The sequence below is a fragment of the Nocardia sp. NPDC055029 genome (assembly GCF_053608525.1).
Genome location: NZ_JBSGVQ010000014.1, coordinates 7142 through 20506, shown reverse-complemented (window position 1 = coordinate 20506; position 13365 = coordinate 7142). Strand labels below are relative to the sequence as shown.

General features: G+C 69.9%; 12 protein-coding genes. 7 read left to right on the top strand and 5 right to left on the bottom strand.

Annotated features, from left to right (window positions below; translation table 11 throughout):
• Positions 1-46: 46 nt before the first annotated feature.
• Together ACWF9G_RS15030 and ACWF9G_RS15025 are read right to left on the bottom strand one after the other, a co-directional pair.
• Positions 47-1927 carry a protein kinase domain-containing protein gene (locus ACWF9G_RS15030; protein ID WP_452515811.1) on the bottom strand — a complete coding sequence of 627 codons (1881 nt, stop codon included), beginning with the start codon at positions 1925-1927 and terminating at the stop codon, positions 47-49.
• A gap of 67 nt (positions 1928-1994) precedes the next feature.
• Positions 1995-2948 carry a DMT family transporter gene (locus ACWF9G_RS15025; RefSeq protein WP_452515810.1) on the bottom strand — a complete coding sequence of 318 codons (954 nt, stop codon included), beginning with the start codon at positions 2946-2948 and terminating at the stop codon, positions 1995-1997.
• Positions 2949-3054: 106 nt separating this feature from the next.
• On the opposite strand from ACWF9G_RS15025, the gene ACWF9G_RS15020 reads away from it, so the two are divergent.
• Entirely contained in the window at positions 3055-3576 is a 522-nt protein-coding gene (locus ACWF9G_RS15020; protein WP_452515938.1) for a hypothetical protein, read from the top strand.
• On the opposite strand, the gene ACWF9G_RS15015 is transcribed toward ACWF9G_RS15020, so the two are convergent.
• The 3 genes from ACWF9G_RS15015 to serS form a co-directional block, all read right to left on the bottom strand.
• Complete coding sequence (locus ACWF9G_RS15015) at positions 3577-4893, bottom strand: MFS transporter (protein ID WP_379306413.1); 1317 nt, start codon at positions 4891-4893, stop codon at positions 3577-3579.
• A gap of 100 nt (positions 4894-4993) precedes the next feature.
• The gene (locus ACWF9G_RS15010) at positions 4994-6835 is read right to left on the bottom strand and encodes a putative bifunctional diguanylate cyclase/phosphodiesterase (protein ID WP_452515807.1); all 1842 of its coding nucleotides are present in this window, start codon (positions 6833-6835) and stop codon (positions 4994-4996) included.
• Between the two features lie 48 nt (positions 6836-6883).
• Positions 6884-8140 (bottom strand): serine--tRNA ligase, encoded by a 1257-nt coding sequence (gene serS, locus ACWF9G_RS15005; protein ID WP_379306417.1) that lies wholly within the window; start codon positions 8138-8140, stop codon positions 6884-6886.
• A gap of 57 nt (positions 8141-8197) precedes the next feature.
• Here serS and ACWF9G_RS15000 point away from each other — a divergent pair, with 57 nt between their 5' ends.
• The 6 genes from ACWF9G_RS15000 to ACWF9G_RS14975 form a co-directional block, all read left to right on the top strand.
• Entirely contained in the window at positions 8198-9895 is a 1698-nt protein-coding gene (locus tag ACWF9G_RS15000; protein ID WP_452515805.1) for an aldehyde dehydrogenase family protein, read from the top strand.
• A gap of 80 nt (positions 9896-9975) precedes the next feature.
• On the top strand, positions 9976-11046 hold the full coding sequence (locus ACWF9G_RS14995) for a septum formation family protein (RefSeq protein WP_379306419.1): 1071 nt from the start codon (positions 9976-9978) through the stop codon (positions 11044-11046).
• A gap of 14 nt (positions 11047-11060) precedes the next feature.
• The gene (locus ACWF9G_RS14990) at positions 11061-11399 is read left to right on the top strand and encodes a metallopeptidase family protein (RefSeq protein ID WP_379306421.1); all 339 of its coding nucleotides are present in this window, start codon (positions 11061-11063) and stop codon (positions 11397-11399) included.
• 110 nt (positions 11400-11509) lie between these two features.
• Positions 11510-11821 (top strand): PE family protein, encoded by a 312-nt coding sequence (locus ACWF9G_RS14985; RefSeq protein WP_218717458.1) that lies wholly within the window; start codon positions 11510-11512, stop codon positions 11819-11821.
• A gap of 46 nt (positions 11822-11867) precedes the next feature.
• Positions 11868-12995: a PPE family protein gene (locus ACWF9G_RS14980; RefSeq protein ID WP_379306423.1), complete on the top strand. Its 1128-nt coding sequence runs from the start codon at positions 11868-11870 to the stop codon at positions 12993-12995.
• Positions 12992-13365 (top strand): ESX secretion-associated protein EspG (locus tag ACWF9G_RS14975; protein ID WP_452515802.1); only part of this gene is annotated, 374 nt, incomplete at its 3' end. The genes ACWF9G_RS14980 and ACWF9G_RS14975, both read left to right, overlap by 4 nt.

Below are 13365 nucleotides of genomic sequence, written 5' to 3'. Positions count from 1 at the left end.
AACTATCACTGTGCGGCGGCGGCCGCGCGGCTGCCGTGGTGCGCGATCATCGCGCGGGCAGGCGGCCGACGATCGTTCGCACCACGGACTCGGCTGCGGGACACAGCTGTTCGGGACGCCGCGACGGGTCGCTGAGCTCCACCGAAACCAGTTCGACGAAAGTGTCGCCGACCGGGCGATGCCGGTACAACCGGGTGCATTCGTTGAGCGAGTTGCCGACGCCGGACGGCGTCCACGCGGTGATGCCGTCACCGAGGTCCACCGGTTTGGCCGTGAACCCGAGATCACGTTGTCTGGGTTGGGACAGGGTGATGCGCAGCTGCCCGGTGCCTTTCCATTCGCAGCCGTGCGCACCGACCGGGTGTGCCGCGCCAGGGGCGGGCAGCACCCCCGAATCCGGTTCTCCCACCAGCGCGCACGGTTCGAGCGCGGCCAGCGAACGACCCTCGTCGGGATCGCGGGGCAGCGTGCCGAAGGCCGCGGCCAGGCGTCCGAGGGTGTATTCGGACAGGGCGCACGCGCGAGGCGTCGACGCGTCGACCGTGACACCCCAGCGGTTCGTCTGGTCGCCGCTGTCGAGACCGACCGCGCACCCGGTACCACGGCGGAGCAGCGGGTGTCCCGCGACCCTGGTGCCGGTGGGCGTGAATCCGTCCATGCGCGTGCCGATCTCGACAGTGAGGCTGCCGGTGTCCGCGTCGCCGTCGCAACCCCACGTCGAGGTGGGCTGCCAGTTCCAGGCCGCCGTGGCCTTCGGGCCCGCGTCGGCCAGCTCGGCGGGCAGCTGGTCGCCGAGGGCGGCGCGCAGCCAGGCGCAGGTGTCGGTGCCGCGAGCCTGCGCCAGCGTCGGAAAGGCCACCGGAGCGATATCGGGGTCCGTCGTTGGCGCGGCGTCGCCGCGCGTCAGGACCACTGCCACCGCGGCGGCGGCAACGACAGCGGTGGCCGCCGCGGCCCACCGGATTCGGTTCGAGGTCCGCCGCGGCGGCGCGGGCTCGGGTGCCGGGCGGACAGGCGAGATGATCTGGGTTGTCGAGGGATCAGCGGTGAACGCGGTCAACTGTGCGGTGCGCGTGCCGATCTCCGCGCCGATGGCCGCGGGCCACGGACTGGCTTGAACCGGCAGCACACCCAGGTGATCGAGGACCTGCGTCGGCGACGGCCTGAGGCGCGGGTCCTTCGCCAAGCACGCGCCGATCAGGCCACGCAGCTCCGGCGGCACCCGGTCGATGGCGGGTTCGGTGTGTACGACATTGAACAGCGTGTAGGGCGCCGACGATGCCGCGAACGGACTGGCGCCGGTGGCAGCCATGAACAGCAGGGCGCCGAACGAAAAGATGTCGCTCGCCGCGGTGACCGCCGTACCGTTCGCCTGCTCGGGCGACATGAAGGCGGGCGAGCCGACCACCGCGCCGGTCTCGGTGCGCAGCCCGCCTGCTTCCGCGGAGTACGCGATGCCGAAATCGATGACGCGCGGGCCGTCGGCCGCGAGAATCACATTGGCGGGCTTGAGATCGCGATGAATCAGGCCGGTGCCATGGATCGAGTGCAGCGCCGAGGCCAGGCCGGAAGCGAGCGTGCGCAGCGCAGGTACCGGCAGCGGACCGAATGACGCGATCGCCCGGTCGAGCGGAACGCCGGGAATGAACACCGACGCCAGCCACGGGGTCGGACCGGTGAGTTCGAAGTCGATGAGCGCGGCGGTGAAGGCGCCGGATACCCGCATCGATACGCGGATCTCCCGTTCGAACCTGGCCCGGAACTCGTTGTCGCCTACCAGGTGCGCATGGATCTGCTTGACCGCGACGAACCTGCCGTCCGGGCCGACGCCGAGCAGGACCCGGCCCATACCGCCTGCCCCGAGAACACCGAGGATCCGGAAGCGGCCGACGGACGCCGGCTCGTCCGGCGACAGTGGTTCGATCACTTCGGCACTCCCCCAACTCGATTCCAGCAACCTAACATCCGCGTCCATCGGTCCGAAGTCGCAAGGTTCAGCGGTGGGTGGTCGGGGACTGGTAGGCGCTCGACGATCTGCTCGCAACCAGGACCGCGGCGAGGACGATCAGGCAGCTGAGAACTGCTGTGGTGGAGAGTTTTCCGTCGAGGGCGTCGAGCAGCAGGGCGGCGACGAGCTGGCCTGCGACGGAGGTCAGGCCGAGCAGGAGGACGCCGATCAGGCCGACGGTGACGGCAGCCAGGGCGATGAAGGCGACGCCGATCAGGCCGCCGAGGTAGAGCCAGGGTTCGGTGGGGAAGGTGGTCGGCAGGCCGTTGCGGATGAGGGTGTACACGTCGAACAGGCAGAGCGCGACCAGGCCGACGGCGAAGTTGATCAGGGTGGCCGGGAAGGGACCGCCGACCGCGCCGACCCGGCCGTTCACCGCCTGCTGCCAGGCCAGGCCGATGCCTGCCAGCGCGGGCAGCACGATGAGCAGGGCATCGGACACCCCGGTCGCCGCGGTGGCCGGGGTGGAATCGCCGCCCGCCGAAAGGAAGACGCCGAGGATGCCGAGGACGGCGGCGACCACCCGCCACGGAGTAATCGATGTCCGGCCGTGCGGGGCGATGCCGAGGCGGTCGACGACGAGGCTGCTGAGCAGCTGACCGGCGACGACCGCCACGGTGAACGCGGTGACGCCGATGGCGGCGATCGTGAGTCCCTGACTCGCCACGAAGAACGCGCCGCACAGACCGCCGAGCAGCTGCCACGGCCGCACGGTGCCGTCGGCGACGGCGGTGCGTACGCTCGCGAGACCGGCGCGGAAGGCCGGGCTGGCCGCCAAGGCGATCAGCAGCACGATCAGGCCGGTGCCGAAGCTGATGGTGGCGGCCGCTACACCGTCACCCAGCTCGGCGCCGAGCGCGCCGTTGATCCGGCCCTGCACCGCGACACCGGCGCCGATGCAGAATCCGAAGACCGAACCGAGACCGTTGCGCCCGACCACCGCGTCCTTCCGTCAGCTCGCCGCCGTAGCTTTCGACAGTAGACTGGCCTGCGACTTCAGCGGCTTTCCGGATGGTTCGTCAGGAGGCGAAACGATGTCAGTGGCCATGGTTCCGATGCAGTCCCATCCGGTGATCGACGCGGTGCTTGCACGCCACCGCTCGGCTCTCGGCCAGGACGAACAGACCTACCGTAATCACGTCTATCGCTGCGCCAACTACCAGTGGGAGCTGCTCGACGGAGAACTGCCCGACACCGCCGCCCTGGCCTGGGCCGTCCATGATCTCGGGATCTGGACGGCGGGAACATTCGACTACCTCACGCCATCGGCAGGCCTGGTCGACGAGTTCGCGGCCGAATTCGGGATCGCGGATCCGGAACTCGTGCGGACGATGGTGCTCGACCATCACGGCCTCGTGGCGCGGGCGGATCCGCTGGTCGAGACGTTCCGGCTGGCCGATCGCGTCGATGTCGGCCACGGACTGCTGCGTGGCCGCATCGACGCGGAGTTCGTCGCGCAGGTCGTCGAGCGGTTTCCCTATGCAGGTTTCCATCGGTTTCTCGTCCGCAGCGGCCTCCGGCACCTTGTGCGCCATCCCGCTCGTCCGCTGCCGATGCTGCGGTGGTGATCAGTCGTCGGCGGCTCGTGGCGGCAGCCAGCTCGGGGTGAGCAGCGCGGAGACGAGCAGGACCGTGCCGAGCGCGGCGATCGTGGCCGACATCGTCAGCCACTGGGTGGCCGCGGCGACGAAGCCGAAGACCAGCAGGGCGACGATCTCCGAGAGCAGGCCGGAGAAGGACAGGACGGTCGCGCGGGCACGGCCCTCGATGGCGGCCTGCAGGCGGGCGCCCGCCACCACCTCGATGTTGAAGTCGATGCCGTAGGCGATGCCGATGCCTGCGAAACCGGCCCACAGCAGCCACGGACCCGCCGTGAGTGCGGCGCCTACCGCCAGCGAGCCCGCGATGAACAGGATTCCGGCGACGAACAGCGCGACGGCCAGCCAGCGGGCCGGAACGACTTCGGTGCGGCCCGCCAGCACGGAACCCACGAGCGATCCCGCTACCGTGACGGCGACCAGCAGGGCGGAGGTGCTGGTCGAAGCGCCGCCGGAGACGGCGAGCAGACCGAAGTACTCGTCGAAGGCCGTGACGCCATAGAGCAAGGCGCCCAACAGGACTCCCCGGCGAACCCGGCGGACACGGAACGCCTCGGCGGTGCCGGTGCGCAGCATGGTGAGGTAGCGGGACAGTCCACCCGGCTCGGCGCCGGACATCGACTGCGCCGACCCGGGGACGACGTGTGGCCCGGCTGACCCCGGCGGCTCGTCGTCGAGGTCGTCGACGGCGCCCGCGGAGATGGCGACCGGCGCGTTCGGCAGCGCGACGGCGGTCAGGGTGTGCAGTACGGCGATACCGACACTGACCCAGCCGACCAGCGGATAACCACCCAGCGCGAACAGTGGCGCGGCCGCCAGAATCGCCACCAGCACCGTGGTTTCCTGCGCGCCACGCGCCCAGCCCATGATCGAGGCGTAGGCCGACGGTTCGCCGCGGGCGACGAGGTCGTCGTAGATCAGCGCCTCGAAGGTGCCCGATTCCAGGGACGAGGCGACACCCCACACCACGAATCCCAGCGCGAAGCCGAGGAACGACGGCGCCAGCATCCAGAGGGCGAAGCAGGTCGCCTGCAGGAGAGAGCTCAGGACCAGCAGCGCACGCCGGGAGACGGTGTCGGCCCACGCGCCCGACGGAACCTCCAGCACGAACGCGGTCACCGACCAGAGGGCGAGCAACAGGGAAATCTGCGCCGTGCTCAGGCCGTGATCGGCGAACAGCACGCCGTAGAGGGCATAGATCGGCAGGAGGTCGCGCGTGCCCTTGAACAGGACCGCGCGAATGGCGACACCGCGGACGCCGACCGGCTCACGGGTCAACCGTGCCACCACCGCCGCACCGAGTCGCCGGAGCTCCGCAGATCAACAGCCGTAGATGAGCATGCGCATGCGTCCATGGTTCGCCGCGCACGCGCGGTGCGTCAAGCGATTATCCGAGGGGGATCCAGCCGCTCGCGGACAGCGAATCGTCGTCGTCGGTGGTGGTGGTGGCGGCGATCCCGGGTTTGCCGTCGTTGAGGTCGTTGATCAGTTCCGAGACCGGATGCGAATCGCTGTAGTGGTAGCCCTGGGCCAGCGCGAAGCCGAGCTCGGTGAGCACCGCCGCCTGGTATTCGGTCTCCACGCCCTCCGCGATGACCTGCAGATCCAGCGACTTGCTGAGCGCGGCGATGACGCCGAGCAGCGGCGGGGCAGGCGAATCGGAGCGGATCGCGGCGACGAAGGACTGGTCGACCTTGAGGATGTCGCTGGGAATGGTGGCCAGGCGGCTCAGCGAGGAGTAGCCGGTGCCGAAATCGTCGATGGCGATGCGAACGCCACGGTCGCGCAGGGTGTGCAGGTTGGTGATCGCGGTCTGCGATTCGGCGGCCAGTTCACTCTCGGTGACCTCGAGGACGAGCTGGTCGGCGGGCCAGCCGGTGTCGTTCAGGATGGTCGCGACCCGCTCGGCGTAATCGGGTTCGGCCAGCTCCAGGCCGGAGACGTTGACGTTGAGGGTCAGATCGAGCGAGGCGAAGCTCTCCTGCAGGCGGGCGGCGTCGGCGCAGGCGCGGCGCAGGACCAGCTCGTCCAGGTCGGAGATGAGGTCGTATTCCTCGGCGACCCGGATCAGGCCCTCGGTGGTGACCTCGGGCTGGGCGTTCGACGACCAGCGCAGCAGCGCCTCGACACCGACCGCCTGGCCGCCGTCCTCGGTCAAGCTGACGATCGGCTGGTAGTGCACGTCGAGGGCGCCGCGGTCGATCGCCTCGCGCAACTCCACCGCCAGCGGCAACTGCCGCGACGACTCGAGCACCGTGCGGTTGCGGCCTGCCTGCTTGGCCCGGTACAGGCCGACATCGGCGCGGCTGATCAGCAGCGAACCGGATTCGCCCGGCTGCCAGGAGGTGACACCGGCCGAACAGCCCATGGTCACCGCGGCGCGCAGTTTCTCGGTGAGCAGGATCGCGGCCTGCTCGGTGGTGCCGGGCAGCAGCAGCGCGAAGACGTCGCCACCGAAGCGGGCCAGCACCTGATCGGGGGCGAGCAGGTCGAGCCAGGTGTCGGCTACCCGCTGGAGTACCGCGTCACCGGCGCGGTGGCCGAGGTGATCGTTGATCTTCTGGAAGCGGTCGAGGTCGACCAGGACCAGGGCAAGGCCCTGACCGCCACGGCCCGCCGCGTCGATCGCGGGGTTGAGCTGCTTCTCGAAACCGCGCCGGTTCAGCAGACCGGTGAGCACGTCTATGTCGGCGTCCGAGGCCATCCTGGTCAGGATGCCGACGACAACGCCCGCGCCGAAGGTGACGCCGGCCGGGATCATGCCCGACCACCAGGGCAGGCCACGGTCGGGCAGCACCCACAGGCACAGCGCCATGGCGAAACCGATGTGCGCGGCGGCCTGCGGCCAGGCGAAGAACAGCGCGGCATCGCAGGCGACGAAGACATAGAACGAGGCCAGCGTGATGCCGCCGACCAGGTTCGGGAAGGAGTGCACCGCGATCGTCACCAGGACGGTCGCGGTCGCCAGGTAGAGGTGGTGCAGGGTGTGTGGCATCCGCGGACCCCACGCCAGCAACGTCAGACCGAGCACCAGCGCGACCGCCGCCGCCGTACCGACCAGCAGCCGATTACCGTCGTCACCCGGTGCGATGGCAGTGATCGTCAGGCCGAGGACACCGCCGAGGACGTAGAACGCCCCCGTTGTCCTGGCCATGACCTTCGCCGTCGCCAACGCCGATGCCGCCCGCACCCGGGTTCGGGTATCGCCGCGCGCCCCGATTCCTCGCACGAGCACCAGCCTAGATGTTGTTCGGTCAGGGCGTTTGCCAAAAGGGCTCTACGGTTTCAGTACGTCGGTGCCGACGAACGGCACCAGCGCCGCGGGAACCCGCACCGAACCGTCGGCCTGCTGATGGTTCTCCAGAATCGCCACGATCCAGCGCGTGGTCGCCAGCGTGCCGTTCAGCGTGGCCGCGACCTGCGCCTTTCCGTTCTCGTCCCGGTAGCGGACCGAGAGCCTGCGCGCCTGGAAGGTGGTGCAGTTCGAGGTGGAGGTGAGCTCGCGATAGGTCTGCTGGGTCGGGACCCAGGCCTCGCAGTCGAATTTGCGGGCCGCCGAGCTGCCCAGATCGCCCGCGGCCACATCGATCACCCGGTAGGGCACATCGATCGCGGCCAGCATCTCGCGCTCCCACGCCAGCAAGCGCTGATGCTCGGCATCGGCCTGCTCGGGGGTGGTGTAGACGAACATCTCCACCTTGTCGAACTGGTGCACGCGGATGATGCCGCGGGTGTCCTTGCCGTAGCTACCCGCCTCGCGCCGGAAACACGACGACCAGCCCGCGTACCGCTTCGGGCCCGCGCTCAGGTCGAGGATCTCCTCGGCGTGGTAGCCGGCCAGCGGCACCTCCGAGGTGCCGACGAGGTACAGGTCGTCGTCGGCCAGGTGGTAGACCTCGGCCGAATGCTGACCGAGGAAGCCGGTGCCCGCCATGATCTCCGGGCGCACCAGCACCGGCGGGATCATCATGGTGAAGCCGTTGGCGACGGCCTTCTGCGCGGCCAGCTGCAACAGGCCGAGCTGCAGCAGCGCGCCCGCGCCGGTGAGGAAGTAGAACCGCGAGCCCGACACCTTGGCGCCGCGCTCCATATCGATCAGGCCGAGCGACTCGCCGAGCTCGAGGTGATCCTTGGGCTCGAAGTCGAACTCCGGCGGGGTGCCGACCGTCTCGAGCACGATGTAGTCGTCCTCGCCACCGGCGGGCGCGCCCTCCTGCACCACGTTGGAGATGGCGCGGTGCGCGGCGTCGAGGTCGGCGTCGGCCGCGTTCTGCGCGACCTCGGCCTCCTTGACCTTCGCGGACATGTCGGTCGCGGCGGCCAGCAGCGCCGGGCGCTCCTCCTTGCTCGCCTTGCCGATCACCTTGCCCATCGCCTTGTGCTCGGCACGCAGCGTGTCGGCGGTGGCGACGGCGGCCCGGCGAGCGGCGTCGGCTTCGAGCAGCGCGTCGACGAGAGCGGGGTCCTCACCGCGGGCCCGCTGCGAGGCTCGGACGGCTTCCGGGTTCTCGCGCAGGAATCGGAGGTCGATCATAGGAAAACAGCCTAGTAGCTGATGCCTTGTGGCCGGAACAGGGGCATAGTTGCCGGTGTGAGTACTACTTTCGACACCGCCGTCATCGACAACGCACTCGCCGATCTCACACAAGGGGAGAAGACCTGGGCCACGACGGATCTGCGTCGCCGCCGCGAACTGCTCGAGGAACTCCACGCGCTCACCGCCCGCCATGCCGAGGCCTGGGTCGCGGCCGCCCGCACCATCAAGCAACTGGCCGCCGACAGCCCGCTGCTCGGTGAGGAGTGGATGTCCGGGCCGATGACGATGCTCGGCGGCGCGCAGGCGCTGGCCGAATCGATGGCCGCGCTCGAACGCGGCGCGAGCCCGCTCGATGGTGTCGAGTTCGGTGCCGCGCCCGGCGGACGCGTGTCGGTGCCTGCGCTGCCGCACAGCGGCTACGACAAGCTGCTGCTCAACGGGTTCAGCGCCGATGTGTGGCTGCGGCCTGGCGTCGACGCCGCGACCGCGCGGCGCAAGGCGGGACTGGCCCAGCTCGACCCGGCCGCGACCGGCGGTGTCGGGGCCGTGCTCGGCGCGGGCAACATCATGTCGATCGCGCCGCTGGACACCCTCTACGAGCTCTACGCCAACAACCGGGTCGTCGCGCTCAAGCTCAACCCGATCACCGATCCGCTGCTACCGGTGTTCCAGGCGATCTTCGCGCCGTTCATCGCCATCGGCGCGGTCCGCATCCTCACCGGTGGGGCGCCCGAGGGCGGCTACCTGGTCACCCACCCGCAGGTCGCGCACGTGCACATGACCGGCGGCGCGCCCACCCACGACGCGATCGTGTGGGGCCCCGGCGAGCAGGGCGCGCAGCGCAAGCAGACCGGCGAGCCCGCGCTGGACAAGCCGATCACCAGCGAACTCGGCGGCGTCGCGCCGTGCATCGTCGTCCCGGGCGACTGGACGGCGGCTGACCTGAAGTTCCAGGCCGAGCACGTGGCGACCCAGCGGCTGCACAACGGCGGCTACAACTGCGTGGCGGCCCAGACCGTGGTGCTCAGCGCGGACTGGCCGCTCAAGGAGCAGTTCCTCACCGAACTGCGTTCCGCGATCGACAACGCCCCGGCACGTCCCGCGTACTACCCGGGCAGCGGCGGCCGGGTCGAGGGCGCGCTGGCGGACTACCCCGGCTCCGAGCGCGCCAACGGCCGGGTCCTGGTCGAGAACCTGCCGACCAGCGATACCCCCCTGCTGCGCACCGAGTACTTCTCCCCCGTCCTCGGCGTGGTCGAGCTCACGGGCACCGGTAACGAGTTCCTCCGCAACGCGGTCGATTTCGCCAACGAGGAGCTGATGGGCACGCTCGGGGCCAACATCATCGCGCACCCGGCGACCATCAAGGAACTGGGCGGCGAGCTCGACACCGCGATCGAGGACCTGCGCTACGGCACCGTCGCGCTCAACGCCTGGACCGGTCTGGCCTTCCTGACCCCGCGCGCGAGCTGGGGCGCCTTCCCCGGCCACACGCTCGACGACATCCAGAGCGGTATCGGCGTCGTGCACAACGCCTTCCTGCTCGACGACGTGGAACGCACCGTGGTGCGCGGCCCGTTCCGGCCCGCACCGCGCTCGATCCTGCGCGGCGAATTCACCACAACGCCGAAGCCGCCGTGGTTCGTCACCAACAAGACCGGCACGGCCACCGGCCGCAAGCTGACCGAGTTCTACGGCGACGGAAAGCCCACCCGCCTGCCCGGCATCTTCGCCTCCGCCCTCCGCGGCTGACCTCAGCCTGGGCCCGGGACGGAACGTTCCGGGCCCAAGGTCGTGGCACGGCAAGCACCTCGCTGCCATGATGGACCGCGATGTCTGAACAGCAGAGTGAACCAGCCAAGAGACCAGCGCAGCGCCGCGCCGCCGATTCGCTGCACCTGTCCGCGAACAAACTGCGGTGGGGGCTGCTGATCGGCGCGCTGGGCGCGGTGATCGCGGCGATGGTCACCATGGTGGTCACCGGGTTCGAGAACGACACGGGCCTGGAGGCGCATCAGCCCGGGTCGGCGCCGGTGGTCAGGGACAAGGAGTTCAGCAGCGCGAACGAGGGCGACTGCCTGAGCTGGACCAAGGCCGACCGCAGCGACCTGGTGAAGGTGAACTGCGGGGACAAGCACCTGTTCGAGGTGGCCGGGGTCGTCGACCTCAGTGCCTACCCTGGCCGCGAGTTCGCGGGCGGCACCAGGCACCCCGACTCGCTGCGGATGACCGAGCTCAGGGACGAGCACTGCGTTCCGGCGGTGCAGCGGTACCTGGGCGGGCGCTTCGATCCGCGCGGCCGGTACATGGTCAACGTGATGTCGCCGAGCCCGGCGGGCTGGCAGCACGGCGATCGGACGCTGCGCTGCGGTCTGCAGGTGGCAGGCACCTCGGCGAGCCCGGCCGCGACGGGCAGCATCGAGGGTCAGGACCAGTCGAAGGTGCACGCGACCGGCACCTGCCTCGGCATCAACCAGAACCTGCCGACCGATCCGGTCGACTGCGCGCAGCCGCACGCGGTCGAGATCGTCGGCACCGTCGACCTGGCGGCCAACTTCACCGGCGGACCGCCATCGGAAGCCGATCAGGACAAGTTCGTCGAGGCCGAATGCAACCGGCTCTCCAGCGACTATCTCGGTAGCCCGGACGCTATTCGGAACAAGACCCTGACGCTGTTCTTCGACTATCTGGAACCGACCAGTTGGCTTGCCGGTAGTCACAAACTGGATTGCTGGCTCGGAAAGGGCGCCGACCGTGAGGGTTTCGCGCCGATCGTCGGTTCGGCGCGCGGCGAGATCTTGATCGACGGGCAAGCACCGGTGCCGCCGCCGAACACCGGCCGCTCCACCCCGGCGCCGCTGCCTGGCGCCGCACCGCTGCCGCCGCAGCCGAAGCCGCGGTGACCGGGCCTGCCAGGATGTCGCCGGATCGGTTCGAGGAGCTGGTCGGCGACGCGCTCGACCTGATCCCGCCCGAGCTGGCCGGGGCCATCGACAATGTCGTTGTGCTGGTCGAGGCGAGGAACGACGAGGAACCCTCGCTGCTCGGGCTGTATCACGGGATCGCGCTGACCGATCGCGACAGCTACTACGCGGGCTCGCTTCCGGATACCGTGACCATCTATCGAGAGGCTATTCTCGACATCTGCAACACCGACGACGAGGTGGTCGAGGAAGTAGCGATCACCGTGATCCATGAAATAGCACACTATTTCGGGATTGACGACGACCGGTTGCATGAGCTGGGATGGGGCTAGCGAAAATTGGGTGGGGAATCGATGGAACCGAACGACCCGCTCTCGCGTCCTATCACTCGTAGGGGGAATTCTCGTGGTTCCCGTTAGTCGCCACCAGAAGGAGTCGGGTCATGGTCGGACACGTTCTCGTCACACCTGAAATCGTCCTCGCCGCAGCCGCGGAGCTGGATCTGCTCGCCGAGCGGCTCGCCGTGGCCGCCGGCCTGGCCGGGCCGACCACGCACGTGCTCCCCTCGGGAGCCGAAGAAGTGTCGCTGCTCGCGGCGTCGCACTTCAACAGGGCTGCCGCCACGCACGACAGCTCGGTCGCCCAGGGCATCCTCGAGCTGCACCACGCGGCCGCGACTCTGCGCTCGCAGCTGGTCACCAACATCGGCGAGGACATCGCCCAAGGCGCGGCGATCACCGCGATCCAGATCTAGTCGTACCCGATCCGTCGACGATCATTCATTCAGGGGAGAAACAAGCATGACCGCAGGGATCACCGGGGTCTTCTGGCTGCCGCGCATGGCAGAAGTCAACTCGACCACACTCAACGCCGGCGCACACGCGATTCCGATCTCGGCCGCGGCCACGTCGTGGGGCACGCTGGCCGCCGCCTGGGGCGATGCCACCTTCACCGTGACGCGCGTGATCGCCGAGGTCGGCGTCGGCCTGCAGGGCATCAACGGCCTCGCCGTGCTCGCCAAGCTCGCGCCCTTCGGCGCCTGGGCGGGCCAGCAGGGCATCATGGCCGCGGCGATGAGCGCCAAGGCCACGGCCAACGCCACCGCCTACACCGTTGCCTCGCTCGCGATGCCGAGCCTGCCCGAGATCGCCGCGACCAACACCGCGGTCGCCGCGTCGGCCAACCCGCCCGGTGTCGTCTCCGGCGCGTTCGAGGCCGCCGAGGTCGTTCGCCACGCCATGGACATCCGCGCCGCGCTGGTGATGGAGACCTACGAGGCCGCCACCACGGCCACCGTCACCACGCCCGGCGAGTTCTCGATGCCGCCGACGATCGCCAGCGGTGCGGGCACCGCGGCCCAGGGCGACTTCGGTGGTGACCCGGTGGCTACCGCGGTCGCCGCGGCGCAGGCCTTCGTCACCAACCCCGGCGTCGTCAGCGCGGCCACCCAGGCGGCCAATGTCGCCGGTGGTGTCGTCAGCAGCGGTGTCGGCACGGTCGGCAACCTCGGCGCCTCCGCCATCTCGGCCGCCACCACGGCGACCATGCCCGCGGCCACCGCCGCGGTTCCCGCCATGGCCGGCGTCGGCGCCGCCGGTGCCGCGGCGGGCGTGGCGACCTCGGCGGCCGGTCTCGGCGGTGTCTCGCTCGCGCCGGGTCAGCTCAAGATGCCCGAGGGCTGGGGCGCTCCGGCCGCCAGCGCGCCCGCGGCCGCTCCGGTCAGCGAGTCGGTCGTCTCCCGCGTCGACAGCGCGCCCGTGCGCAACACCGGCACCGGGGCCAACCCGCTGCTCGGCAACCGGGCCGACGGCGAGGACGACGACGAGCACGACGCCATCGACTACGGCACGTCGAACGAGGCCTTCACCGATGGCCGCTACACCGCCGAAGGCGTGATCGGCGCCGACATCGCCGGAACGGCCAAGTGACGGTGCTCGGCGGGGGCAGCGGGGGATCACTGCTCGAGGCCGTCGTGCTCTCGCTCGACGACATGCAGTTCCTCCTGGAGAAGCTGCAGTTCGACGAGATGCCCGTGGTGCTCGACGCCATGGGCCGCTACGACCACCTCGCGGCGCACGACGCGGCCATGCAGGCTGCCGAGGCCGCCCTCACCGAACGCGAACTGCTGTTCGGTGAGGTGGTGGCGCCCGAGTTGGCCGAGCGCCTGCGGGTGCTCAACCGGCCGCAGTGGATCATCGCGCTGCGGTGGGTGGTCCAGGGCCACGTGAACCGGTTCTGTCTGGCGCAGGGCGACGACCGCGCGGTCGTCGCCCTGCGCGGGCCGGAGTCCTACGTCAT